The sequence below is a fragment of the Roseateles hydrophilus genome (genome assembly GCF_026712245.1).
Lineage (GTDB): Bacteria > Pseudomonadota > Gammaproteobacteria > Burkholderiales > Burkholderiaceae_C > Pelomonas > Pelomonas hydrophilus.
Genome location: NZ_JAPPUY010000004.1, coordinates 239,981 through 264,824, shown reverse-complemented (window position 1 = coordinate 264,824; position 24,844 = coordinate 239,981). Strand labels below are relative to the sequence as shown.

Annotated in this window: 24 protein-coding genes and 1 tRNA gene; 22 read left to right on the top strand and 3 right to left on the bottom strand. The window is 67.8% G+C overall.

Features of this window, described 5'->3' with window-relative positions:
* The 15 genes from pilW to NYO99_RS16160 all read left to right on the top strand — a co-directional run bounded on the left by pilW (position 1) and on the right by NYO99_RS16160 (position 14,567).
* Positions 1 to 786 (top strand): type IV pilus biogenesis/stability protein PilW, encoded by a 786-nt coding sequence (gene pilW / locus NYO99_RS16230; RefSeq protein WP_268168294.1) that lies wholly within the window; start codon positions 1 to 3, stop codon positions 784 to 786.
* 31 nt (positions 787 to 817) lie between these two features.
* Positions 818 to 1,723, top strand: a complete 906-nt coding sequence (locus tag NYO99_RS16225; protein ID WP_268168293.1) for a helix-turn-helix domain-containing protein — start codon at positions 818 to 820, stop codon at positions 1,721 to 1,723.
* Positions 1,723 to 2,985, top strand: a complete 1,263-nt coding sequence (gene ispG / locus NYO99_RS16220) for a flavodoxin-dependent (E)-4-hydroxy-3-methylbut-2-enyl-diphosphate synthase (protein ID WP_268168292.1) — start codon at positions 1,723 to 1,725, stop codon at positions 2,983 to 2,985. The genes NYO99_RS16225 and ispG overlap by 1 nt, the downstream gene beginning before the upstream one ends.
* 11 nt (positions 2,986 to 2,996) lie before the next feature.
* The gene (gene hisS, locus NYO99_RS16215) at positions 2,997 to 4,304 is read left to right on the top strand and encodes a histidine--tRNA ligase (RefSeq protein WP_268168291.1); all 1,308 of its coding nucleotides are present in this window, start codon (positions 2,997 to 2,999) and stop codon (positions 4,302 to 4,304) included.
* A gap of 36 nt (positions 4,305 to 4,340) precedes the next feature.
* Positions 4,341 to 5,012, top strand: a complete 672-nt coding sequence (locus tag NYO99_RS16210) for a YfgM family protein (protein WP_268168290.1) — start codon at positions 4,341 to 4,343, stop codon at positions 5,010 to 5,012.
* Entirely contained in the window at positions 5,009 to 6,154 is a 1,146-nt protein-coding gene (bamB, locus tag NYO99_RS16205; protein ID WP_268168288.1) for an outer membrane protein assembly factor BamB, read from the top strand. Before NYO99_RS16210 ends, bamB begins: the two co-directional genes overlap by 4 nt.
* Positions 6,151 to 7,482, top strand: a complete 1,332-nt coding sequence (gene der / locus NYO99_RS16200) for a ribosome biogenesis GTPase Der (protein ID WP_268168287.1) — start codon at positions 6,151 to 6,153, stop codon at positions 7,480 to 7,482. The genes bamB and der overlap by 4 nt, the downstream gene beginning before the upstream one ends.
* Positions 7,483 to 7,560: 78 nt before the next feature.
* Positions 7,561 to 7,803 carry an RNA chaperone Hfq gene (hfq, locus tag NYO99_RS16195; protein WP_056198163.1) on the top strand — a complete coding sequence of 81 codons (243 nt, stop codon included), beginning with the start codon at positions 7,561 to 7,563 and terminating at the stop codon, positions 7,801 to 7,803.
* 10 nt (positions 7,804 to 7,813) lie between these two features.
* Positions 7,814 to 9,058 carry a GTPase HflX gene (gene hflX, locus NYO99_RS16190; RefSeq protein WP_268168285.1) on the top strand — a complete coding sequence of 415 codons (1,245 nt, stop codon included), beginning with the start codon at positions 7,814 to 7,816 and terminating at the stop codon, positions 9,056 to 9,058.
* Positions 9,055 to 10,305: an FtsH protease activity modulator HflK gene (gene hflK / locus NYO99_RS16185; RefSeq protein WP_268168284.1), complete on the top strand. Its 1,251-nt coding sequence runs from the start codon at positions 9,055 to 9,057 to the stop codon at positions 10,303 to 10,305. The genes hflX and hflK overlap by 4 nt, the downstream gene beginning before the upstream one ends.
* Positions 10,306 to 10,320: 15 nt before the next feature.
* The gene (hflC, locus tag NYO99_RS16180; RefSeq protein WP_268168282.1) at positions 10,321 to 11,214 is read left to right on the top strand and encodes a protease modulator HflC; all 894 of its coding nucleotides are present in this window, start codon (positions 10,321 to 10,323) and stop codon (positions 11,212 to 11,214) included.
* Positions 11,211 to 11,393 carry a DUF2065 domain-containing protein gene (locus NYO99_RS16175; RefSeq protein WP_268168281.1) on the top strand — a complete coding sequence of 61 codons (183 nt, stop codon included), beginning with the start codon at positions 11,211 to 11,213 and terminating at the stop codon, positions 11,391 to 11,393. The genes hflC and NYO99_RS16175 overlap by 4 nt, the downstream gene beginning before the upstream one ends.
* 74 nt (positions 11,394 to 11,467) lie before the next feature.
* Entirely contained in the window at positions 11,468 to 12,631 is a 1,164-nt protein-coding gene (locus NYO99_RS16170) for an ATP phosphoribosyltransferase regulatory subunit (protein ID WP_268168280.1), read from the top strand.
* Between the two features lie 46 nt (positions 12,632 to 12,677).
* Positions 12,678 to 14,015 (top strand): adenylosuccinate synthase, encoded by a 1,338-nt coding sequence (locus tag NYO99_RS16165; RefSeq protein WP_268168279.1) that lies wholly within the window; start codon positions 12,678 to 12,680, stop codon positions 14,013 to 14,015.
* A gap of 30 nt (positions 14,016 to 14,045) precedes the next feature.
* A complete protein-coding gene (locus tag NYO99_RS16160; protein ID WP_268168278.1) occupies positions 14,046 to 14,567 on the top strand; it encodes a phosphoribosyltransferase in 522 nt (173 codons plus the stop codon).
* A 154-nt stretch (positions 14,568 to 14,721) separates the two neighbouring features.
* Here the strand turns inward: NYO99_RS16160 and NYO99_RS16155 are convergent.
* Positions 14,722 to 14,806: transfer RNA gene (locus tag NYO99_RS16155), tRNA-Leu, on the bottom strand.
* A gap of 59 nt (positions 14,807 to 14,865) precedes the next feature.
* On the opposite strand from NYO99_RS16155, the gene rnr reads away from it, so the two are divergent.
* Positions 14,866 to 17,187, top strand: a complete 2,322-nt coding sequence (gene rnr / locus NYO99_RS16150) for a ribonuclease R (RefSeq protein WP_422395514.1) — start codon at positions 14,866 to 14,868, stop codon at positions 17,185 to 17,187.
* Between the two features lie 3 nt (positions 17,188 to 17,190).
* Here rnr and NYO99_RS16145 read toward each other — a convergent pair whose 3' ends face one another.
* A complete protein-coding gene (locus tag NYO99_RS16145; protein ID WP_268168276.1) occupies positions 17,191 to 18,543 on the bottom strand; it encodes an NAD(P)H-hydrate dehydratase in 1,353 nt (450 codons plus the stop codon).
* Positions 18,544 to 18,553: 10 nt separating this feature from the next.
* A complete protein-coding gene (locus tag NYO99_RS16140) occupies positions 18,554 to 19,804 on the bottom strand; it encodes an NAD(P)/FAD-dependent oxidoreductase (RefSeq protein WP_268168275.1) in 1,251 nt (416 codons plus the stop codon).
* Positions 19,805 to 20,125: 321 nt separating this feature from the next.
* On the opposite strand from NYO99_RS16140, the gene rpsB reads away from it, so the two are divergent.
* The 6 genes from rpsB to NYO99_RS16110 all read left to right on the top strand — a co-directional run bounded on the left by rpsB (position 20,126) and on the right by NYO99_RS16110 (position 24,844).
* Positions 20,126 to 20,872, top strand: coding sequence for a 30S ribosomal protein S2 (rpsB, locus tag NYO99_RS16135; protein ID WP_268168274.1), 747 nt, complete (start codon positions 20,126 to 20,128; stop codon positions 20,870 to 20,872).
* 82 nt (positions 20,873 to 20,954) lie between these two features.
* Positions 20,955 to 21,848, top strand: coding sequence for a translation elongation factor Ts (tsf, locus tag NYO99_RS16130; protein WP_268168273.1), 894 nt, complete (start codon positions 20,955 to 20,957; stop codon positions 21,846 to 21,848).
* Between the two features lie 83 nt (positions 21,849 to 21,931).
* Positions 21,932 to 22,642 (top strand): UMP kinase, encoded by a 711-nt coding sequence (gene pyrH / locus NYO99_RS16125; protein WP_268168272.1) that lies wholly within the window; start codon positions 21,932 to 21,934, stop codon positions 22,640 to 22,642.
* A gap of 57 nt (positions 22,643 to 22,699) precedes the next feature.
* Entirely contained in the window at positions 22,700 to 23,260 is a 561-nt protein-coding gene (gene frr, locus NYO99_RS16120; RefSeq protein WP_268168271.1) for a ribosome recycling factor, read from the top strand.
* Positions 23,257 to 23,994, top strand: coding sequence for a polyprenyl diphosphate synthase (uppS, locus tag NYO99_RS16115; protein ID WP_268168270.1), 738 nt, complete (start codon positions 23,257 to 23,259; stop codon positions 23,992 to 23,994). The genes frr and uppS overlap by 4 nt, the downstream gene beginning before the upstream one ends.
* Positions 23,995 to 24,007: 13 nt before the next feature.
* Entirely contained in the window at positions 24,008 to 24,844 is an 837-nt protein-coding gene (locus NYO99_RS16110; protein ID WP_268168269.1) for a phosphatidate cytidylyltransferase, read from the top strand.

Sequence of the window (24,844 nt, the reverse complement as noted above, 5' to 3'; positions counted from 1 at the left end):
ATGAAGCGACTGCTGACCGTCCTGACTGCCTGTCTGCTGGCCGCCTGCGCGAGCACCGGCACCGCGCCCACCGCCGACCGCGAGATCAAGACCGACTCCGACCAGACCGATGTCGACCGCCGGGCTGCCATCCGGCTGGAGCTGGCGCAGGGCTACTTCTCGCGCGGTCAGTTCCCGACGGCGCTGGACGAGCTCAAGCTCGCGCTGCAGGCCAAGCCCGACATGCGCGAGGCTGTCAACCTGCGCGGCCTCATCTACGCGTCCATGGGCGAGATGCAGCTGGCCGAGGAAACCTTCCGCCGTGCGCTGGCCGTCTACCCCAACGATCCTGACACGCTGCACAACTACGGCTGGTTCCTGTGCCAGCAGCGCCGCTGGCCCACGGCGGATTCGCTGTTCGACCAGGCGTTGGCCCAGCCCACCTACCGCGCCCCGGCGCGCACGCTGTTGGCCAAGGGTGTTTGCGAGGCGCGTGCCGGCCGCCTGCTGGTGGCCGAAAAGACGCTGTCGCGCGCCTTCGAGCTGGACCCGGCCAGCCCCGTCATTGCCGTCAACCTGTCCGAGGTGCTTTATCGCAACCGTGAGCTGGAGCGCGCCCGCTTCTACGTGAAGCGTGTCAACGACCAGCCGGAGCAGCTCAATGCGCAGAGCGTGTGGCTGCAATTGCGCATCGAGCGCAAGCTGGGCCACACGGGCATCGTCGACGATCTGGCCCTCATCCTGCGCCGCAAGTTCCCGCAGGCCCCCGAAACGCAGGCGCTGGACGCCGGCCGCTACGAAGACTGAGCCGCTTCGCGGCCGACCGAAGAACGAGACGATGCAACCCATCTCCGAGGGGCACGAGCCCCAGCCCGCCACCGCAGGCGCCTGGTTGAGGCAGGCTCGCCAGCAGCGCGGCCTGCACATCGCGGCGCTGGCCGTCATGCTCAAGGTGCCGCAGGCCAAGCTCGAAGCGCTTGAGGGCGACCGCTATGACGAGTTGCCTGACGCGACCTTCGCACGCGCACTCGCCACAGCGATGTGCCGCGCGCTGAAGGTTGATGCCGGGCCGGTGCTGGCCTTGTTGCCGAGCACGCGCGACCAGCAGTTCGACATGCGCCCGGGGCTGAACCAGCCCTTCCGCGAGCGTGCGGGCGGCGCCATGCTGGATGGCGCCGTGCTGACCGCCCTGCTGCGGCCCAAGGTGTGGGGGCCGTTGCTGTTGGTGGCCGCAGCCGCCGCCATCTACTGGATTCCGGCGGGCTGGCTACCTCAGGGCGGCAGCGACTCACAGCCCGAGGGCGTCGCTCCGGCGTCCGGGGTGGTGAGTGCCGCAGCCAGTGCGCCGGTGATCGACTTTGTGCCGGCGCCTGCGGCGGCATCGACGCCGGTGGCGGCTTCGGCCGTGCCCGCGTCTGCGCCGTCGCCTGTGACAGCGTCGGTGCCGGCAGCCGCCTCCGCCGCTGTGCCCGCCAGCGTGCCGGCGCCGAGTGCAGTCGCGCCAGCCGCCGCCGCGCTCCGTCTGTCGACCACGGCCGACAGCTGGGTCGAGGTGGTCGACGCCAAGGGCCAGGTCTTGCTGTCGCGTCTGCTGCGGCAGGGGGAGCAGCAGGAGTTCTCCGGCGCCGCCCCGTACAAGCTGCGCATCGGCAACGTCGGTGGCACGCGCCTGGAGTGGCGCGGCGCTGCTGTCGACCTGGCCGCCAGCGCCACCAACAATGTCGCCCGTCTGGAGTTGAAGTGATGAGCGAATGGATCATTCCCGAGGCCGCGCCGGCGCCTCGCAAGAGCCGCCAGGCCCGTGTGGTCTGGGGCAATCGCGTGGTCACGGTCGGCGGTGACGCGCCGGTGCGCGTGCAGTCCATGACGAACACCGACACGGTGGACGCCATCGGCACCGCCATCCAGGTCAAGGAGCTGGCCATTGCCGGTTCCGAGATGGTGCGCATCACCGTCAACACACCGGAGGCCGCCGAGCAGGTGCCCTACATCCGCGAGCAACTCGACCGCATGGGCATCGATGTGCCGCTGGTGGGCGACTTCCACTACAACGGCCACCGTCTGCTGACCGATTACCCGGCGATGGCGCAGGCGTTGTCCAAGTACCGCATCAACCCCGGCAACGTGGGCAAGGGCGAGAAGAAGGACAAGCAGTTCGCCCAGATGATCGAAGCGGCGATGACCTACGACAAGGTCGTGCGCATCGGCGTCAACTGGGGCAGCCTGGACCAGGAACTGCTCGCCCAGTTCATGGACGAGAACGCGAAGCGCGCCACGCCCTGGGGCGCCAAGCCGGTCATGTACCAGGCGCTGGTCGAGTCCGCGCTGACGTCGGCCGCCTATGCCCGCGAGCTGGGCATGAACCCCGACAACATCATCATCAGCTGCAAGGTCAGCGGCGTGCAGGACCTGATCTCGGTCTACCGCGAACTGGCCCGCCGCTGCGACTACGCGCTGCACCTGGGCCTGACCGAGGCCGGCATGGGTACCAAGGGCACGGTGGCGTCCTCCGTTGCACTGGGCATCCTGGCGCAAGAGGGCATCGGCGACACCATCCGCGTCAGCCTCACGCCCCAGCCGGGCGAGGCGCGCACGCAGGAAGTCGTCGTCGCGCTGGAGATCCTGCAGTCGCTGGGCCTGCGGCACTTCAACCCCAGCGTCACGGCCTGCCCGGGCTGCGGCCGCACGACCAGCACGACCTTTCAGGAACTGGCCAAGCAGATCGACGACTTCCTGCGCCTGCAGATGCCGGTCTGGCGCAACAAGTACCCGGGTGTCGAGGAGATGAAGGTGGCCGTCATGGGCTGCATCGTCAACGGGCCCGGCGAGAGCAAGCACGCTGACATCGGCATCAGCCTGCCCGGCACCGGCGAGGCGCCCGCGGCGCCCGTCTTCATCGACGGCGAGAAAGCCGTGACCCTGCGCGGCGACAACATCGCGCAGGAGTTCCACGCGCTGGTCGAGAACTACATCGAGAAGCGCTTCGGCGCCAAGGCCACGGCCTGAACACGAACCCCATGAGCGAGACCAAGAAAGTCCAGCCGCTGCAAGCGGTCAAGGGCATGAACGACATCCTGCCGCCGGATTCGGCGCGCTGGGAGCAACTCGAAGCGACGATGCGCGGCGTGCTGGCGCGCTATGGCTACCAGAACGTGCGTGTGCCCATCGTGGAGCCGACGGCACTGTTCGTGCGCGGCATCGGCGAAGTGACCGACATCGTCGAGAAGGAGATGTACGCCTTCGAAGACCGTGCCGACAAGCACGGCCAGGCCGAGCACCTGGCGCTGCGCCCCGAGGGCACGGCCGGCGTCGTGCGCGCGATGATCGAGCACAGCTACCTGCGCGACAGCCCGCGCCGGCTTTACTACGTCGGCCCCATGTTCCGCCGCGAGAAGCCGCAGAAGGGCCGCTACCGCCAGTTCCACCAAATGGGCATCGAGGCGCTGGGTTTCGCCGGCCCCGATGTGGACGCCGAGGTCATCCTGCTGGCCCGCACGCTGTGGCGTGAGCTGGGGCTGAAGGAGGGCGAAGACGTCACGCTGGAGATCAACTGCCTGGGTCAGCCCGAGGAGCGCGCTGCGCACCGCGCTGCGCTTATTGCTCACCTGGAGCAGCACCAGGACGTGCTGGACGAGGAAGCCAAGTCGCGCATGTACAGCAACCCGCTGCGCGTGCTGGACACCAAGAACCCCGCGATGCAGGCCATGGCCGAAGCGGCGCCCAAGCTGCTGGACTTCCTCGGGGAGGCCTCGCTGGCCCATTTCAACGGCGTGCGCGCGCTGCTGGATGCGGTCGGGCTTGCCTATCGCATCAACCCGCGCCTGGTGCGCGGGCTGGACTACTACAACCTCACCGTCTTCGAGTGGGTGACGACCAAGCTCGGCGCCCAGGGCACGGTGTGTGCCGGCGGTCGCTACGACGGCCTGATCGAGCAGCTGGGCGGCAAGCCGGCGCCAGCCGTGGGCTTCGGCATGGGCATGGAGCGCCTGCTGCTGTTGCTGGAGACGCTGGGCCTGCAGGCGCCCGCCGCGGCGCCCGATGTCTACGCCGTCGTGCCCGACCCTGCCGAGCTGCCGCGCATCCTGCCCGCGCTGGAGGCGCTGCGCGCGGCCGGCGTGGCTGTGCAGATGCACGCCGGCGGCGGCTCCTTCAAGTCGCAGTTCAAGAAGGCTGACGGCTCCGGCGCCCGCTACGCGCTGGTGTTCGGCGGCGACGAACTGGCCCGTGGCGAAGTGGCTGTGAAGCCGCTGCGCGACGGCGCCGAGCAGACCTGCCGCCCCCTCGCCGACGTGGCCGCCTGGGCGGCCGAACTGCGCACCGCATAATCCCGGGCCTTGGCCCGCACACGCTGACTTCCTCCCATGGCATCGCATCTCGACCTCGAAGAACAAGAACAACTCGACCAGCTCAAGGCCTTCTGGAAGCGCTGGGGCAACCTCATCACCTGGGTGATCACCGCCGCGCTGGCCGCCTTTGCCGCCTGGCAGGGCTGGACCTGGTACCAGCGTGACCAGGCCGCCAAGGCCGGCGCCATGTACGAGGAGTTCGAGCGCGCCTTCACCGCGCAGGACCTGGACAAGGCCGCCACGGCCGCGGGCGACCTGAAGTCGCGCTACGCCGGCACGGGCTTCGCCGCCCAGGCCGGTCTGCAGATCGCCAAGCTGCAGATGGACAAGGACAAGGCCGACGACGCCCGCCAGAGCCTGGCCTGGGTGGCGGAGAAGGGCGCCGAGGCGTCCTACCGTGACCTGGCCCGCCTGCGCCTGGCCGGCCTGCAACTGGATGCCAAGGCCTTTGACGATGCGCTGAAGACGCTGGACGCCATCAAGTCCACGGAGTTCGCCGCGCTCGTGGCCGACCGCCGCGGTGACGCGTTGCTGCTGCAGGGCAAGGGCGATGCCGCCAAGGCCGAGTACCAGAAGGCGCTGGCAGGCCTGGAGAAGACGCAGGACTACCGCCGCATCATCGAGGCCAAGCTGGCCACGCTGGGCGTGCCGACTGCGGTCGAACCCACCACCGGAGCTGCGCAATGAGGCGCCTTGTCCAGATCTCGCTGATCGCGCTGGCGGCGGCCAGCGTGTCGGGCTGCTCGACGATCAGCAACACCTGGGACCGCTGGTTCGGTGACGGCAAGAACCGCCCGGCCGCGCTGGAGGCGCTGAGCGGCCCCGCGACGGGTCGCGTGCTGTGGAGCGCCAAGGGCGATGACATCACGTTCCCGCTCAGCATCGCGGCGCCGGGTGACCGCTTCGTCGTCGCCAGCGTCGACGGCACCGTCCGCGCACTGGCCGCTGCCGACGGCCGCGAGCTGTGGCGCGGCACGGCCGGCGCCAAGCTGGTCGCCGGTGTCGGCAGCGACGGCCGCTTCGCAGCCGTGGTGAACCGCGACAACGAACTGGTCGTGCTGGACGCCGGCCGCGTGGTCTGGAAGAAGGCCCTGCCGACGCCCGTCATCGCCGCGCCGCTGGTGGCCGGCGAGCGCGTCTTCGCGCTGACGCTGGACCGTCAGGTCATCGCCTTCGATGCGCTGGACGGCCGCAAGATCTGGGAACTGCGTCGCCCCGGCGAGCCGCTGACGCTGGCCAAAGCCGGCGTGCTGACCTCGTACAAGGACACGCTGATCGTCGGCCAGGGCGCGCGCCTGGCGGGCATCGACCCGCTCAAGGGCCAACTGCGCTGGGAAGCCAGCGTGGCCACGCCGCGCGGCACCAACGAGGTCGAGCGCCTGGCTGACCTCGTCGGCCCGGCCGTGCGCCAGGGTGAGGTCATCTGCGCGCGCGCCTTCCAGTCGTCGGTGGGCTGTGTGAACGCCGAGCGCGGCAGTGCGCTGTGGAACCGCATCGTCGGGGGTACCAACGGTGTTGGCGCTGACGACCAGGTCGTCGTGGCCGGTGACGCGTCGGACCGCCTGTCGGCCTGGAAGCTGGCCAATGGCGACCTCGCGTGGTCGGCCGACCAGTTCCAGCTGCGCAAGCTGTCGGCACCCGTGGTGCTGAACAAGCAGATCATCGTGGGTGACTTCGAAGGCCAGGTTCACCTGCTGGACCGCGACACCGGCAAGACCCGCTCCCGCATCGCCACCGACGGCACGCCCATCGCGGCCATCACGCTGCTGGGCGACACGGCGCTTGTCGCCACCAGGAATGGCGGCCTGTTCGCCATCAAGACCGAATGAAGCCTGTCATTGCCCTGGTCGGCCGCCCCAACGTGGGCAAGTCGACGCTGTTCAACCGCCTGACGAAGTCGCGCGATGCCATCGTGGCCGATTTCGCCGGCCTGACGCGCGACCGCCACTACGGTGACGGCCGCCTGGGCGACCGCGAGTTCATCGTCATCGACACCGGCGGCTTCGAGCCCGACAGCTCGACCGGCATCGTCAAGGAGATGGCCAAGCAGACCAAGCAGGCCGTTGCCGAGGCTGATGCCGTCATCTTCGTCGTCGACGTCCGCCTGGGCTTGTCGGCGCACGACAGCGACATCGCCCGCTACCTGCGCAGTGTCAACAAGCGCGTTCACCTGGCCGTCAACAAGGCCGAGGGCATGAGCGAGTCGCCGCTGCTGGCCGAGTTCCACGAACTCGGCATGGGCGAGCCGCACCCGATCTCGTCGGCACACGGCCAAGGCATCCGCAGTCTGCTTGATGCCGTGCTGGAGCCCTTTGACGCGACCGAGCGCGACGACCAGGCCGAGGATCGCGATGTCATCCGCCTGGCGGTGGCCGGCCGGCCGAACGTCGGCAAGAGCACGCTGATCAACACCTGGCTGGGCGAGGAGCGCCTCGTCGCCTTCGACATGCCGGGCACCACGCGCGACGCCATCGCGGTGGACTTCGAGCGCAACGGCCAGAAGTTCAAGCTCATCGACACGGCAGGCCTGCGCCGCAAGGGCAAGGTGTTCGAGGCCATCGAGAAGTTCTCGGTGGTCAAGACGCTGCAGGCCATTGCGGACGCGCATGTCGTGCTGCTGCTGCTGGACGCGACGCAAGGTGTGACCGACCAGGACGCGCACATCGCCGGCTACATCCTCGACAGCGGCCGTGCGGTCGTGCTGGCCTGCAACAAGTGGGATGCCGTCGACAGCTACCAGCGCGAGACGCTGAAGCGCCAGATCGAACAGCGCCTGGCCTTCCTGAAGTTCGCGCCCATGCACCAGATCTCCGCGCTCAAGCGCCAGGGGCTGGCTGCGCTGTGGAACGCGATGGCCGATGCATATGCGTCCGCCTACCGCAAGATGACGACGCCGGTGCTGACCCGCCTGATCCACGAGGCCGTGGAGCACCAGCAGCCCAAGCGCTCGGGCGTGTCGCGCCCCAAGATGCGCTACGCCCACCAGGGTGGCCAGAACCCGCCCATCGTCGTCATCCATGGCAACGCGCTGGACGGCGTCACCGAGGTCTACAAGCGTTACCTCGAAGGCCGCATCCGCGCGCACTACAAACTGGTCGGCACGCCGCTCAAGATTGAGCTGCGTTCTTCGAAGAATCCCTTCGACGAAAAGACCTAGGCTGACTTCCGGAGGGTTAAAGGCGCTGTGTTAAGGTCTTACCCGTAGTCCACATCCCGAATAACTCGGAGCATACCGATGAGCAATAAAGGCCAACTTTTGCAGGATCCCTTTTTGAACCTGCTGCGCAAAGAGCACGTGCCGGTTTCCATTTACCTGGTCAACGGCATCAAGCTGCAAGGCCACATCGAGTCGTTTGACCAATACGTCGTGCTGCTCCGCAACACGGTGACCCAGATGGTCTACAAGCACGCGATCTCTACCGTCGTGCCGGGCCGCGCGGTCAACTTCCACGCCGGCGACGCTCCCGCGGACGCCTGATCCCACCCCCTTGTCTTCGACAGCTATCAACGCCGCGACGCCGCCCTCCGAGGCGGCGCGCGCCATTCTTGTGGGTGTCGATTTCGGTCGACACGCCGCCAAGCAGGGCTTTGACGAAAGCCTGGACGAACTGGCGCTGCTGGCCGAATCAGCCGGCGATACGCCGGTCGCCAAGGTCATCGCCCGCCGCCCCGCGCCCGACGCGGCGCTGTTCGTGGGCTCCGGCAAGGCCGACGAGATCAAGCTGCTCGTGCAGGCCCACCAGGCCCACACGGTGCTGTTCGATCAGGCCATCTCGCCCGCGCAGCAGCGCAACCTCGAGAAGGTGCTGGGTGTGCCGGTCGCCGATCGCACGGCGCTGATCCTTGAAATCTTCGCTCAGCGCGCCAAGAGCCACGAGGGCAAGCTGCAGGTCGAGCTGGCGCGGCTGCAGTACCTGGCCACGCGCCTGGTGCGCCGCTGGAGCCACCTGGAGCGCCAGAGTGGCGGCATCGGCATGCGCGGCGGCCCCGGCGAGGCGCAGATCGAGCTGGACCGTCGCATGATCGACGACCGCATCAAGAAGACCAAGGAGCGCCTGAAGCAGGTGCAAAAGCAGCGCAGCACGCAGCGCAAGTCGCGCTCCCGAAACGGCGTCTTCAAGGTCTCGTTGGTCGGCTACACGAACGCGGGCAAGAGCACGCTGTTCAATGCGCTGACGAAGGCACGCAGCTACGCAGCCAACCAGCTGTTCGCGACGCTGGACACCACCACCCGCTCGCTCTATCTGGAGCAGGCCGAGGCCAGCGTGTCGCTGTCCGACACGGTCGGCTTCATCCGCGACCTGCCGCACAAGCTCGTCGAGGCCTTCCGTGCGACGCTGCAGGAGGCGGCCGACGCCGATCTGCTGTTGCATGTCGTCGACGCCGCCAGCCCGGTGCTGGACGAGCAGATGGCCGAGGTCGAGCGTGTGTTGGAGGAAATCGGCGCGGGTCATGTGCCGCAGATCCTGGTCTACAACAAGCAGGATCTGCTGGCCGACGACCAGCGCCCGCGCGACATCGTCGATGCGATGCTGCGCCCCAACGGCTCCACCGAGCCGACGCCGCGCGTGTTTGTCAGTGCCGTTGAAGGCGACGGCCTGGCTGAGTTGCGCCAGCTGATTGCGACGGCCATGCAGGCGCAGCCCTTGATTCCCGACGAGCGGGACCCACGTTTCGACGATTACCCGTCGGACGACCCCGAGTCTTCATCCTCAGACCCCACCCAGGCATGAGCAGCACTTCCCACACATCGCCCCGCAGTCCCTGGGCCCGGCGTCTGTTGACGCCGGTCGCGCGCGCCGCTGGCCGGCTGCTGAACAACGGCCGCAACGATGGCCCGCCCGATCTCGATGAGCTGTGGCGCGACTTCAATCGCAAGCTCTCCGGCATGTTCGGCGGCAAGCCGGGAGGCCCGACCGGCCCGGTGGGCCCGTCCGGCGGTGGTGCGCCCGACATGAAGGGCGCGGGCATCGGTGCCGGGCTGATCGCCGGTGTCGTGGCACTGGGCTGGATGGCCAGTGGCTTCTTCATCGTGCAGGAAGGCCAGCAGGGCGTTGTGACGTCCTTTGGCAAGTACAGCAAGACGGTGGAGGCGGGCTTCCAGTGGCGGCTGCCGTTCCCGTTCCAGGCGCACGAGGTGCAGCCGGTGTCGCAGCTGCGCCAGGTGGAGGTGGGTCGTAACTCGGTGGTTGCGGCCACGGGGCTGCGGGACTCGTCCATGCTGACGCAGGACGAGAACATCGTCGACATCCGCTTCTCGGTGCAGTTCGTCGTGCGCGACCTCAAGGACTTCCTGTTCGAGAACCGCGACCCCGAACAGGCTGTGCTGTTGGCGGCGGAATCCGCCGTGCGCGAGATCGTCGGCAAGAGCAAGATGGACTCCGTGCTCTACGAGCAGCGCGACGCCATCGCGACCGACCTCGTTAAGTCCATTCAAGCCCAGTTGGACCGCTTGAAGGCCGGCATCCAGGTCAAGAACGTCAACGTGCAGAGCGTGCAGGCGCCCGAGCAGGTGCAGGCTGCGTTTGCCGATGCCTTCAAGGCCGGGCAGAACCGGGAGCAGATCAAGAACGAGGCCGAGGCCTATGCGAACGAGGTGATCCCGCGCGCGCAGGGCGAGGCCGCCAAGCTGCGCGAGCAGGCCGAGGGCTACAAGGCGCGCGTGATCGCCACCGCCGAGGGTGATGCGCAGCGTTTCCGCAGCGTGCTCGCGGAGTATCAGAAGGCGCCGCAGGTCACCCGGGACCGGCTCTACATCGACACGATGCAGCAGATCTACAGCAACGTCAGCAAGGTCATGGTGGACAGCCGCACCGGCTCCAACATGCTGTACCTGCCGCTGGACAAGCTGCTGCAGCAGGGCAATGCGACCGTGACGGTGTCGCCGCCGCAGCCCACCACCGTGCCTGAGCCGCAGGTCGTGCCCAACGCGACCGACCTGCGCAGCCGTGACAACCAGCGCAGCCGCGACGGCCGCTGATCGAGGAGCCCTGACATGAACCGAATTGCCGCCATCGTTGCCGGCGTCCTCGTCGCGCTGATGCTGGCCTCGTCCATGCTGTTCGTGGTCGACCAGCGCCAGTTCGCTGCGGTCTACGCGCTGGGCGAGATCAAGGAAGTCATCACCGAGCCGGGCCTGCACGGCAAGCTGCCGCCGCCATTCCAGAACGTGGTGCTGCTGGATCGCCGCGTGCAGACGCTGGACAGCGCCGAGTCGCGCCCCATCTTCACGGCCGAAAAGAAAAGCCTGGTCATCGACTGGCTCATCAAGTGGCGCATCACCGAGCCGCGCCAGTTCATCCGCAACAGCGGGGCCGACATCCGCAACGTCGAGAACCGCCTCTCGCCCATCGTGCAGGCGGCGTTCAACGAGGAAGTGACCAAGCGCACCGTCATCGCGGTGCTGGCCACCGAGCGTGAGAAGGTCATGAACGATGTGCAGAAGCGTCTGGCCGACGAGGCCAAGCAGTTCGGCATCGAGGTCGTGGATGTGCGCATCAAGCGTGTGGACTTTGCATCCGACATCACCGAGGCGGTCTACCGCCGCATGGAGTCGGAGCGCAAGCGCGTGGCCAATGAGGCGCGTTCCACCGGCGCGGCCGAGGGCGAGAAGATCAAGGCCGATGCCGACCGCCAGCGCGAGGTCATCGTGTCCGAGGCCTATCGTGATGCCCAGAAGGTCATGGGTGAGGGCGACGCCCAGGCATCCGCGCTCTACGCGGAAGCATTTGGCCGTGATCCGCAGTTCGCGCAGTTCTACCGCTCGCTGACGGCCTATCGCACCAGCTTCAAGAGCAAGAGCGACGTCATGGTCGTCGACCCTAGCAGCGACTTCTTCAAGGCCATGCGGGGCGCTGGTCCTGCGCCGGCGGCGCCCGCCCGCAAGTGACCGAGCTGCTCAGCGCACTGGCGCTGGTGTTGATCATCGAGGGCCTGATGCCCTTGATCAGCCCCACACGCTGGCGCGAGGTGTTCAGCCGCGTGCTGGCCATGAGTGACGGTCAGATCCGCTTCATCGGGCTGGTCAGCATCGTGCTCGGCGCCCTGGGATTGCTGTGGTTGCGCTGATCTGAAGGCTCGCGGTGTGTGGCGGCGGGAAGGGCATAGGTACAATGCCGTTTTTAACCGCCTAGCCTGCGCCCATGTCCTCTGCTTGGCTGCTGCCCGAGCACATCGCCGATGTCCTGCCTTCGCAGGCGCGCCGCATCGAAGAGCTGCGTAGAGAGTTGCTCGACATGGCCCGCGGCTACGGCTGCGAGCTGGTCATCCCCCCGTTGCTGGAGCACCTGGACTCGCTGCTGTCCGGCGCTGACAGCGGTTCGGGCACCAAGCTCTTCCAGCTCGTCGATCAGTTGTCCGGCCGTTCGCTTGGCCTGCGCGCCGACACGACACCGCAGGTCGCCCGCATTGATGCCCATCTGCTGAACCGCCGCGGCGTGACGCGCCTGTGCTACTGCGGACCTGTCGCGCACACGCGTCCTGACGGCCTCAACACCAGCCGCGAGCCGCTGCAGTTCGGCGTCGAAATCTATGGCCATGCCGGCTTGGAAGCCGATCTGGAGGTGCAGGATCTGGCGCTAGATGCGCTGCGCCGGGCGGGCTTGAACAAGGTCATGCTGGATCTGGGTGATGCCCGCCTGCTGCAGGGCGTGCTGGATGGCGTGAAGCTGTCGCCCGAGGCGTTGGCTGCGCTGACCGCCGCGCTGGCAGCCAAGGACGTCGCCGTGTTGACCGAGCTGACCGCAGGCCTGCCGGCTGTGACCCGCGATGCGCTGCTGGCCTTGCCCAGCCTCTATGGCGGCCGTGAGGTGCTGGCCGAGGCGGCGCGCCGGCTGCCGGCCCATCCGCTGGTTCAGGCTGCACTGGCTGACCTGGACTGGCTGGCAGGCCACTTGGCTGCCGTGCACCCGGCAGTCAACCTGGGCTTTGACCTTGCCGATCTGCAGGGCTATGCCTACTACACCGGCATCCGCTTTGCGGCCTACGCCGAGGGCTGCTCGGATGCCGTGCTGCGCGGCGGCCGCTACGACGAGGTGGGCGCCGTGTTTGGCCGCCGCCGCCCGGCAGCTGGCTTCAGCCTGGACCTGAAGACGCTGGTGACGCTGGTGCCCGCCACCAAGCTGCGCGCGGCCGTGCGAGCCCCCTGGGGTGAAGATGCGTCGTTGCGCCAGGCCGTGCGCGCGCTGCGTGAGCAGGGTGAGACGGTGGTCTGCGTGCTGCCGGGCCATGAGCACGAGGCCGATGAATTCGACTGTGACCGCGAACTGATTCGCGAGCACACTGGCTGGGTCGTCCGGGCGCTGTAAAGCGCGACGACCCCACTTTCTTCCAAGCTACAAGCAGGCAAACAACATGCAAAGCCAAACCGCGCGTGGACGCAATGTGGTCGTCGTCGGTACCCAGTGGGGCGACGAGGGCAAGGGCAAGGTCGTCGATTGGATGACCGATCACGCGCAAGGCGTCGTGCGTTTCCAGGGCGGCCACAACGCAGGCCACACGCTGGTCATCAAGGGCATCAAGACGGCGCTGCAGTTGATCCCCAGCGGCATCATGCGTGACGGCGTGGCCTGCTACATCGGCAACGGTGTGGTGCTGGACCCGACCCATCTGCTCAGCGAGATCGAGCGTCTCGAGGCTGCCGGCGTCGAGGTGCGTTCGCGCCTCTTCATCAGCGAGAGCTGCCCGCTGATCCTGCCGTTCCATGTCGCCGTCGACAAGGCGCGCGAGGCGCTGCGTGAGACCAGCGGCAGCGGCAAGATCGGCACCACCGGCAAGGGCATCGGCCCGGCCTACGAAGACAAGGTGGCCCGCCGCGCGCTGCGCGCTCAGGATTTGAAGCATCCCGAGCGCTTCGCCAAGAAGCTGCGCGAGTTGCTGGAACTGCACAACTTCGCGCTGCGGGGCTACCTGAAGGGCGAGGAGCTGGCCTTCGAGCCCATCTTCGAGCAGGCCATGAAGATGGCTGAAGCCATCAAGCCCATGCTGGCCGACGTTGGCTACATGATCCACAAGGCCAGCAAGGCCGGCGCCAACATCCTGTTCGAAGGCGCGCAGGGCACGCTGCTGGACATCGACCACGGTACCTACCCCTACGTCACATCCAGCAACTGCGTGGCCGGCAATGCCGCCGCCGGTGCCGGCGTGGGCCCGCAGATGCTGCACTACATGCTGGGCATCACGAAGGCCTACACGACGCGCGTGGGCTCGGGCCCGTTCCCGACCGAGCTGGACTGGGAAAAGCCTGGCACTGTCGGCTACCACCTGTCCACCGTGGGCCAGGAGCGCGGCACCGTGACCGGCCGCGCGCGCCGCTGCGGCTGGCTGGACGCCGCCGCGCTGAAGCGTTCCATCATCATCAACGGCATCACCGGCCTGTGCCTGACCAAGCTGGACGTGCTGGACGGTCTGGCCGAGATCAAGGTCTGCGTGGGCTACCAGCTCAACGGCCAGCTGCTGGACATCCTGCCGCTGGATGCCGACGAAATCGAGGACTGCACGCCCGTGTACGAGACCTTCCCGGGCTGGACCGAGACCACCTTCGGCATGACCAGCTGGGATGCGCTGCCGGCCAACGCGCGCGCCTATCTGAAGCGTGTCGAGGAAGTCATCGGTGCGCCCATCGACATGGTCTCCACCGGCCCTGACCGCGAGCACACCATCGTGCTGCGCCACCCGTATTCCGCCTCCTGACCACCATCACACCACGGAGACAACACCACCATGTTGACCGACGACGGCAAGCACCTTTACGTATCCTGGGACGAATACCACCTGCTGACCGAGCGCCTGGCGCTCAAGGTTCATGCCTCGGGTTGGGAGTTCGACCAGATCCTCTGCCTGGCCCGTGGCGGCATGCGCCCGGGCGACGTGCTGTCGCGTGTGTTCGACAAGCCGCTGGGCATCATGTCGACGAGTTCCTACCGCGCCGAGGCCGGCACCATCCAGGGCCGGCTGGACATGGCCAAGTACATCACCATGCCCAAGGGCGAGCTGGCGGGCCGCGTGCTGCTGGTGGATGACCTGGCAGACTCGGGCGTCACGCTGAAGGCGGTCGTGGAACGCCTGCGCGGCATGCCGGCCATCAGCGAACTGCGCTCGGCCGTCATCTGGACGAAGAAGGTCTCAGCCTACACGCCGGACTACTACGTCGAGATGCTCGAAACCTCGCCGTGGATCCACCAGCCGTTCGAGGAATACGACGGCATGGGTCCCGAAGCCCTGGCGAAGAAATTCGTCGTCTGAACGTGAAGATGGGCGCCCGGCAGGATTCGCTGATGCGCCCCTCGAAGGCGGTGCCCGACGCGTTGGGCGCCGTCGCTTTTTCTCCTTCGGCCTCGCCGGGGCGCACAAAGCAAAAAGGCCAGCACTTGCGTGCTGGCCTTTTCGTTTCTTGTTATGGTGCCCAGGAGAGGACTCGAACCTCCACGGAGTTACCCGCTAGTACCTGAAACTAGTGCGTCTACCAATTCCGCCACCTGGGCAAGGTTCTCAAAACTTCTTCCGAAGCCCTGAGCCGTTTCAGGAAAGCGCGGACTATAGCATCAAAAACTTGAAGAACACAACACATCCCTCCCATGCCGACGGTGCCGGGCTGCTCGGCGAAGTCGAAGGCACGCTGCAAGGTCATCGCGACGGCCATGGTTTCCTGATTCCCGATAACGGCTCCGCCGACGTCTATCTGTCCTCGCAGGAGACCCATGCCGTCATGCATGGCGACCGCCTGCGCGTGCGCGTCATGCGCTTTGACAAGCGTGGCCGCCCCGAAGGCAAGGTGCTGGAGATCCTCGAGCGCAAGAAGCGGCCCCTTATCGGGCGCCTGCTGCTGGAGTCTGGCGTTTGGCTGGTCGCGCCCGAGGACCGGCGCATGGGCCAGGACATCCTCATCCCCAAGAACGGCATTGCGAATGCGACGGCCGGGCAGGTCGTCGCGGTCGAGTTGACCGAGCCGCCGTCGCTGTACTCGCAGCCGGTCGGTCGCGTCGTCGAGGTGCTGGGCGAGATCGACGACCCCGGCATGGAGATCGAGATCGCCGTGCGCAAGTACGACGTGCCGCATCGCTTCAGCCCGGAGACTCTGGCGCAGAGCGCCAAGCTGCCCGAGAAGCTGCGCGCCGTCGACCTGAAGCACCGCATCGACCTGCGCGATGTGCCGCTGGTCACCATCGACGGCGAGGACGCGCGCGACTTCGACGACGCTGTCTACTGCGAGCCCTTCAAGCAGGGCCGCGGCAAGAAGGCCTTCGACGGTTGGCGGCTGCTGGTGGCGATTGCCGACGTGTCGCATTACGTGAAGCCCGGCGAGCCGCTGGATGCCGATGCGTATGAGCGTGCCACGTCGGTCTACTTCCCGCGCCGCGTGATCCCCATGCTGCCGGAGAAGCTGTCCAACGGCCTGTGCTCGCTGAACCCGTACGAGGACCGGCTCAGCATGGTCTGCGACATGCTCGTGTCCACCGACGGCGAGGTCACCGCCTATCAGTTCTATCCGGCCGTCATCAGCTCGCACGCGCGCTTTACGTACAACGAGGTCGCGGCCATCCTGGGCAACACGCATGGCCCTGAGGCCGCCAAGCGGCGAGAGCTCGTCCCGCACCTGCTGCACCTGCACGAGGTCTACCGCGCGCTGCTGTCCGAGCGCGGCCGGCGCGGTGCGATCGACTTCGAGACCACCGAGACCCAGATCGTCTGCGACGACAACGGGCGCATCGAGAAGATCGTCCCGCGCACGCGCAACGATGCGCACCGTTTGATCGAAGAGGCCATGCTGGCCGCCAACGTCTGCGCGGCCGACTTCATCCACACCAACAAGCACCACGCGCTGTTCCGCGTGCACGAGGGCCCCACGCCCGAGAAGCGCCAGACGCTGCAGAACTACCTGCGCTCGCTGGGCATCTCACTGGGCATCTCCGACGATCCGGCGCCGCGCGAGTTCCAGCAACTCGCCGCCGCCACGAAGGATCGTCCTGACGCGCAGCAGATCCACCAGATGCTGCTGCGCTCCATGCAGCAGGCCATCTACACCGGCACCAACTCCGGCCACTTCGGCCTGGCCTATCCGGCATACACGCACTTCACGAGCCCCATCCGCCGCTACCCGGACCTGCTGGTGCATCGCGTCATCAAGGCGCTGCTGGCGGCGAAGAAGTGCACGCTGGATGCCAGCAAGATGAACGTGCCGCAGGCGCCCAAACGCCCCGGCCGCGCTGCACCACCCAACCCGGCGGACGCCCGCAACGAGGCCGAGCGCTGGGAAGTCGTCGGTGCGCACTGCAGCGCCAACGAGCGCCGCGCCGACGAGGCCAGCCGTGATGTCGAGGCCTGGCTCAAGTGCCGCTACATGCGCGACCACCTCGGCGAGGAGTTCGCCGGCACCGTCAGCGCGGTCACGTCGTTCGGGCTGTTTGTGCAGCTGGATGCGCTCTACGTTGAGGGCCTGGTGCACATCACCGAGTTGGGCGGCGAGTACTACCGCTTCGACGAGGTGCGCCAGGAGCTGCGCGGCGAGCGCACGGGCATTCGCTACGCCACCGGCGCGCGTGTGCAGGTGCAGGTCAGCCGCGTGGATCTGGACGGTCGCCGCATTGACTTCCGCCTGGTGCGCGAGACCGACGAGGCACGGGCGCCCAGCCGTGCCGTCGCTGGCAAGCCGGTGGCCAAGGTGGCGGCGAAAAAGCGCGCCCCCAAAACTGCCGTTGAGGCGCTGGAAGACGTGCGCCAGGCCGACCGCGATGTGAAGCAGAGCCGCAAGGCCGTGGTTGCCGCGCTGCACCCGGTCAAGGCGGCGCAGCAAGCGGCCAAGCGCGCGGCCGGCAAGGCGGCCAAGAAGACGGCGGCGAAGTCGACGCCGCGCAAGCGCCGCTGAGGGTCAGCGCAGCGCGGCCAGGCGTTCGATGAGATCGCCCGCGCGCAGCACGCCGTCAACCTCGCCGGCGCGGCCGTGTGCGTCCACGCCCGCGCAGGCGATGGTGTGTGCGTCTGCGTCTGGCTGCTGGGCCCACAGCCCGCCCAGCCAGCCGGCCAGCACATCCCCGCTGCCGGCGGTGGCCAGGGCCGGGCCGCCACTGGCGCAGATGGCCGGTCGCGCCCCCGCAGAAGCGATGACGCTGCCTGAGCCTTTCAGTACGACACAGCCATTCAGGTGGGCCGACAGGTCGCGTGCGGCGGTCAGGCGATCCGCCTGCACGGCGCCGGTGTCCCGGCCCAGCAGCCGGGCAGCTTCGAGCGGATGGGGCGTCAGCACGGTGGTGCCGGCCGGCCGGGCGCGCAACAGGTCTTGCAGGCGCGGGTGTGTGGCGACGGCATTCAGCGCGTCGGCATCGAGCACAAGGCGGGGCAGCTGCTGCAGCAGCGCGGGGAGCTGATCCGCGATGGCTGCGCCAGCGCCACAGCCGACGACGCCCACGGCCTGCGGCAACTCGCCCAGCGTGCCGCGCATCAGCTCGGGGCGGCCGGCGTCCGCAAGCTCATCGGCTGGCAGGTCAAGCAGGTCCACATAGACCCGCCCGGCGCCGCAGGCTAGGGCGGCCCGGGCAGCCAGCCGCGCCGCGCCCTGCATGCCCGGCGCGCCGCCGACGACGAGCACCTGGCCGTGGCTGCCCTTGTGGCTGGTGGCGCGGCGCGCTGGGCGCGGCGTGGGGCCCAGCAGTTCGGCGGAAGGCGCCTCGTCCGGCGCGATGCCCAGGTCGTCGAACCACAGGCGCCCGCAGTGGGCGCGCCCTTCGCCGGTGAACAGGCCGGGCTTGAGTGTCAGCAGCGCCAGCGTGTGGTCGGCCCGCACCGCATGGCCGCCAGCCGCTTGGCCGGTGTCGGCCAGCAGCCCGCTGGGCAGGTCCACGGCCAGCACCGGTGCGCCACAGGCTGCCATCGCCGCGAAGCTGAGTTGCATCTCGGTGGAGGGCGCGCGGTTGAGGCCCAGGCCCAGCAAGGCGTCGATGACGAGGGACGGGCGGTGCGGCGCGTCGTGACCCACATGCACGGGCACGGCCGCTTCGGTCAGGCGCTGCGCGGCCACCTGCCCGTCGCCGCCGTTGTTGCCAGGGCCGCAGGCGATCCATACCGGCCCGTCGCCGCGGCGCAGGGCCAATGCGAGCTTGGCGACCGCCAGGCCGGCGCGCGCCATCAGGTCGGGCGAGTGGGTGAGGGCGCGCGCCTCGATGCGCCGGCTGGCGGCAACGTCGAAGAGCGGCAGCGTGGCGGTCGTGGGCAGCAGCAGGCGCATGCCCGCGAGCTTAGGTCAAGCGTTGCGGGCTCAGTCCTGAAATGTTGGTGCTCGGCGGTTGGCCGGTGATCATCTGTGCCAGCACCTGGGCGCTGCCGCAGGCGCTGCCCCAGCCGTGGCCACCCAGCGGCAGGTTCAGCCACACGCCCGGCTGCGCCGTGCTGCCGATCAGGGGCAGGCCGTCGGGCGCTGCAGCGCGGCGACTGCTGCGCTGTTGGGCCTGCTGGTGCAGCACCGAGCCCGGGAACCAATGCTGCAGCGCACGGTGCAGGGCTTCGAAGTCGGGTGTGGGCTTGCTGCCTGGCGCGCCGATCGTGGCGCCACCGCTGACGCGCACGCGCTGGCCGATGCGCGTGATGGTGATGCCCGTCGCGAGGTCTGCCCACGCGGCCTTGGGTCCGAGGTCCGGATGGGCCTCGAGCTGGCGCAGTGGGGCGGTGATGGACGCCTCGTGGTGGGCGTGCAGGCGCAGCCGCTTGTCGAGCAGATCCAGTGCATCCAGGCCATTGCACAGCACGACGGCATCGAAGCGCTGCTCCTGGGCGCCGAGGGCCTGGGGCTGGGTGTCACCGGCTTCGCGCTCCGCGCTGCGGGTCGGAGGCTCCGTGGGCGGCGTGTGTTCGTGTCGCAGGGTGATGCCGGTGGCATCCCTCTGCAGGCGGCGCACGGTCGTGTGAAAACGGAACTCCGCGCCGAGCCGCTGCGCCTGCAATCGCAGTTGCTGAGCGAACAGGCGCGGATTGCCCACGCCGCCTTGGGCGATGGCGAGTGCGGCGGCAAACGGCGCCTGGCTGTCGAGGCCGGGCTCGCGCAGGCGCGCCTCGCCGGCCTCGATGAGCTGCAGCTGCAGCCCCAGCGCTTGCCAATCGGCCAGCCGGGTGTGGGCTGCGGTGACGCGTCGCGCATCAGCGAGTGCGACGAGCAGGCCATCGGCGGCTTCGTCGTCCAGCCCCAGTTCGCGCCGCAGTTGTGCGGCACGTGCCAGCCCCAGCTGGCTGAGGGTACAGAGTTGCTTGGGTGCGTCGCTGGGCTTGCGTGCGGCCCGCCAGCGCCGCAGGCGGAAGGCGGGTGGGGCGGGCGGGCTTGCATCTGCCAGGCCTGGGACGAAAGGCGCCAGCAGTGCGTTGCTGGCAAAGCTGGCCTGCTCTGCCACACTGGCGCAGCGCTCGAACACCTGCACGCGCCAGCCCAGCGCGGCGAGTTCGTAGGCCGTCGTCACGCCTGCCAGCCCGGCGCCCACCACGGCAACGCTGCGGCTCAAGCGTGCACCTCGAGCGACATGCCGCGCAGGGGCGTGACGACGGGGCAGGCGACCGCTGGCAGGCGGGGTCGGCAGTGGGAGGCCATGGATTGTGTATACTCTGCGGGTTTTGCCGGAGGGGGTGGCTCGTTGAGCCGCCGTCGCCCTCGGTAAAACGGTTGTGAGGTGTGGCGCCTGGAGACAGGCTTCCACGCGTAGCAACAAATCGCAAACCGGCCACACAAAGGTGTTGCGGCTTGCGGCGACTCGAGAAACAGGTGTTTCAAGGCGCTGCGACGCAATTCGGGCTGGATTTTAGACACAACCTTCGGAGTAAGACCCATGTCTGTCACGATGCGCGAGATGCTGGAAGCCGGCGTCCATTTCGGCCACCAAACCCGCTTCTGGAACCCCAAGATGGCCCCGTATATCTACGGCCATCGCAACAAGATCCACATCATCAACCTCGAGAAGACGCTGCCCGCGTTCAACGATGCGATGAAGTTCGTGCGCTCGCTGGCTGCCAAGCGCGGCACGATCCTGATGATCGGCACCAAGCGCCAGGCCCGTGAGTTCATCGCCGCTGAAGCGCAGCGCGCCGGCATGCCCTACGTCGACTCGCGTTGGCTGGGCGGCATGATGACCAACTTCAAGACGGTCAAGACCTCGCTGAAGAACCTGAAGGACATGCAGGCCCAGGTCGAGGCTGGCACCCAGCCCGCGATCAAGAAGGAAGCCCTGCTGTTCCAGCGCGACATCGCCAAGCTGGAAAAGAACATCGGTGGCATCCAGGACATGACCGCGCTGCCGGACGCCATCTTCGTGATCGACGTCGGCTACCACAAGATTGCCGTCGCCGAAGCCAAGAAGCTGGGCATTCCCGTCATCGGCGTGGTTGACACCAACCACTCGCCCGAAGGCATCGACTACGTCATCCCCGGCAACGACGACTCGGCCAAGGCCGTGGCGCTGTATGCCCGCGCTGTTGCCGACGCCGTGCTGGAAGGCAAGGCCAACGCCACGAACGAAGTGCTGGCTGCTGTCGCCCCCGCTGGCGATGAGTTCGTCGAGGTTTCGGAAGAGGCTTAAGCCCTTTCGACCCTGCATCTGAAAGGGGCCGCGAGGCCCCTTTTGCCAACTGAATTTGGCCAACCGAAATCTGGAGAGAACAATGGCTGCAATCACTGCAAGCATGGTGGGCGAACTGCGTGCCCGCACCGACGCCCCGATGATGGAGTGCAAGAAGGCGCTGACGGAAGCCGACGGCGACCTGGCCCGTGCGGAAGAGATCCTGCGCGTCAAGCTGGGCAACAAGGCTGGCAAGGCGGCCTCGCGCATCACGGCTGAAGGCGTGGTCTCGTCGGCCGTCGTGAACGGCAACGGCGCGCTGATCGAAGTGAACTGCGAGACCGACTTCGTCTCGAAGAACGATGCCTTCCTGGCATTCGTGGGCGCCCTGGCCGGCCTGGTGGCCGAGCATGCTCCCGCTGACGTCGCTGCCCTGTCGGCCCTGCCCCTGTCGCAGGAAGGCTTTGGCCCGACGGTGGAAGACGTGCGCAAGGGCCTGATCGGCAAGATCGGCGAGAACATGACGATCCGCCGCTTCCAGCGCTACACCGGCTCCAAGCTGGCCACCTACCTGCACGGCACCCGCATCGGCGTGGTCGTCGAGTTCGAAGGTGACGACGTGGCCGCCAAGGACGTCGCGATGCACATCGCCGCCATGAAGCCCGCCGCGCTGTCCAGCGCCGACGTGCCGGCCGACCTGGTCGAGAAGGAGCGCAAGATCGCCACCGAGAAGGCTGCCGAATCCGGCAAGCCCGCCGACATCGTCGCCAAGATGGTCGAAGGCTCGGTGCAGAAGTTCCTGAAGGAAGTCTCGCTGCTGGATCAGGTCTTCGTGAAGGCCGCCGACGGCAAGCAGACCGTGGGTGCCCACCTGAAGGCTGCCAACACGACCGTCAAGGGCTTCACGCTGTACGTCGTGGGTGAAGGCATCGAGAAGAAGGTCGACGACTTCGCCGCCGAGGTGGCCGCGCAGGTTGCGGCTGCCAAGGGTCAGTAAAGACTCTTGCGATAGAGAAGGGCGCCAAGTTGGCGCCCTTTAAACTTGCGGCCCACCATAGGCCCCCAACCACTGAGGACACCATGCCCGCGTACAAGCGCATCCTGCTCAAACTCTCCGGTGAAGCCCTGATGGGCGATGACGCCTACGGCATCAACCGCGCCACCATCGTGCGCATGGTGCAGGAGGTCCGCGAAGTGACGCAGATGGGCGTGGAAGTCGCCGTCGTCATCGGCGGCGGCAACATCTTCCGCGGCGTGGCCGGCGGCTCGGTCGGCATGGACCGCGCCACCGCCGACTACATGGGCATGCTGGCCACGGTGATGAACTCGCTGGCCCTGGCCGACACGATGCGTCAAGAGGGCATGGTGGCCCGCGTGATGTCGGCCATCGGCATCGAGCAGGTCGTCGAGCCCTATGTGCGCCCCAAGGCGCTGCAATACCTCGAAGAGGGCAAGGTCGTCGTCTTCGCTGCCGGTACCGGCAACCCCTTCTTCACGACTGACACCGCCGCCGCGCTGCGCGGCGCCGAGATCGGCGCCGAGGTCGTGCTCAAGGCCACCAAGGTCGATGGTGTCTACACGGCCGATCCCAAGAAGGATCCCGAGGCCAAGCGCTACTCGGCCATCACCTTCGACGAGGCCATTGGCCGCAACCTGCAGGTCATGGATGGCGCCGCCTTCGCGCTGTGCCGCGACCAGAAGCTGCCGATCAAGGTGTTCAGCATCTTCAAGCCCGGCGCGCTCAAGCGCGTCGTGCAGGGCGAGGACGAGGGCACGCTGGTCCACGTCTGAGCTGCGTCCGCTGGGGGCGCGCGTTGACGGGCGCCCCGCAATGAATAGGTATCGATCATGAGCACTGCCGACATCAAGAAGAACGCCGAAGCCAAGATGGCCAAGTCCGTCGAGGCCCTGAAGAACGAACTGCACAAGATCCGCACCGGTCGCGCCCACCCGGGCATCCTGGACCAGGTCAGCGTCGACTATTACGGCTCCATGGTGCCCATCAGCCAGGTGGCCAACGTCAGCCTGCTGGATGCCCGCACCATCTCCGTCCAGCCCTGGGAAAAGGGCATGGGCGCCAAGATCGAGAAGGCCATCCGCGAGAGCGATCTGGGCCTGAACCCGGCCTCGCAGGGCGACCTGATCCGCGTGCCGATGCCGCCGCTGACCGAGGAGCGCCGCAAGGAGCTGACCAAGGTCGTGCGCAACACGGGCGAGGACGCCAAGGTGGCCGTGCGCAACCTGCGCCGCGACGCGAACGAGCAGGCCAAGAAGCTGCTGAAGGACAAGGAGATCGGCGAAGACGATGAGCGCCGCAGCCTCGACGAGGTGCAAAAGCTCACCGACCGCGTGATCAGCGAGATCGACAAGCTGATCTCGGCGAAGGAAGCCGAGGTCATGGCGGTTTGAGCGCGTCTGTCGTGGCGCAGGATCGCCCGGCGCCACCGCGCCATGTCGCCATCGTCATGGACGGCAACGGCCGCTGGGCCAAGAAGCGCTTTCTGCCGCGCTTCTTCGGCCACAAGGCCGGCGTGGATGCGGTCGTCCGCACCATCCAGGCCTGCATCGATCGCGACATCGAATTCCTGACCGTTTTCGCGTTCTCCAGCGAGAACTGGAAGCGCCCCAGCGACGAGGTGTCGGGTCTGATGGGCCTGGTGCTGGCTGCCGTGTCGCGCTACCTCAGCAAGCTCGACGCGATGGGTGTGCGCGTGCGCGTCATCGGTGATCGCGACAGCATCGCCGAGAAGCTGCGCCAGGCCTGGGACGGTGCCGAGGCGCGCACCGCCCACAACACCAAGCTGACGCTGAACGTTGCCTTCAACTACGGCGGTCGCTGGGACATCGTGCAGGCCAGCCGCAAGGCGATCGCGGCCGGCGTGCCAGCCCATGAGCTGACCGAGGACAAGCTGAGCGAGTTCATGGCGCTGGCCCATGCGCCGGACCCCGACCTCTTCATCCGCACCGGCGGCGAGGTCCGCATCAGCAACTTCCTGCTGTGGCAGGTGGCGTACACCGAGTTCGTGTTCAGTGACTGCCTGTGGCCCGAGTTCGGCGCCCAGCAACTGGATGCGGCCATCGATGCCTTCCACGGCCGCGACCGCCGCTTCGGCGGCGTCAAAGACGCACCCAACGCCGCCTGACCGCGGTCCTGCCATGCTCAAGACCCGCGTCATCACCGCCGTCGTGTTGCTGGCCATCCTGTTGCCCGTGCTGTTCCAGGCCTCGCCCTGGCCGTTCGCGTGGCTCACGGTCGCTCTGATCGGCGCGGCCGGTTGGGAATGGGCCCGGCTCAATGGCTTGCCCGGCACCGGCGCGCTGGCGGCTGGCGTCGCGCTAGCGTTGGGCTGCGTGTGGACGCTGCTGATCGGCGGTCTGCAGGCGCCGCCGGCCTGGATCTGGTGGCTGGCCACCGGGCTGTGGGTGCTGGGCGGCGCGTATGCGCTGCGCGCCGGGCCGGCTGGCTGGCCGCATCTGGCGCGCGGTGGGCGGCTGGTGCTGGGCGCGGTGCTGCTGTGGGGCGCGTGGCTGGCCATCACCCAGGCCAAGGTGCTGGGCATCAATTTCCTGCTGTCGGTGTTCTGCCTCGTGTGGATGGCCGACATCGCCGCCTACTTCTGCGGCCGCGCCTTTGGCCGGCGCAAGCTGGCCCCGGCCATCAGCCCGGGCAAGAGCTGGGAGGGCGTGTGGGGCGGCATGGCCGGTGTTGTGCTGCTGGGCTTTGTGTGGGTGCATGTCATCGATGTGCGCGTCGCGGTCGACTCGCCCAGCCTCTACACGCTGCTGGTGCAGCGGCATGGCGTGGTGTCGCTGCTGGCGTTGTTCTTCCTTGCCGCGATGAGCGTCGTCGGCGACCTGTTTGAATCCCTGGTCAAGCGCGCAGCAGGCGCCAAGGACAGCAGCGGCCTGCTGCCCGGCCATGGCGGCGTGCTGGACCGCATCGACGCACTGCTGCCGGTGTTCCCGCTGGCGCTGGCCCTGATCAGCCTTTGA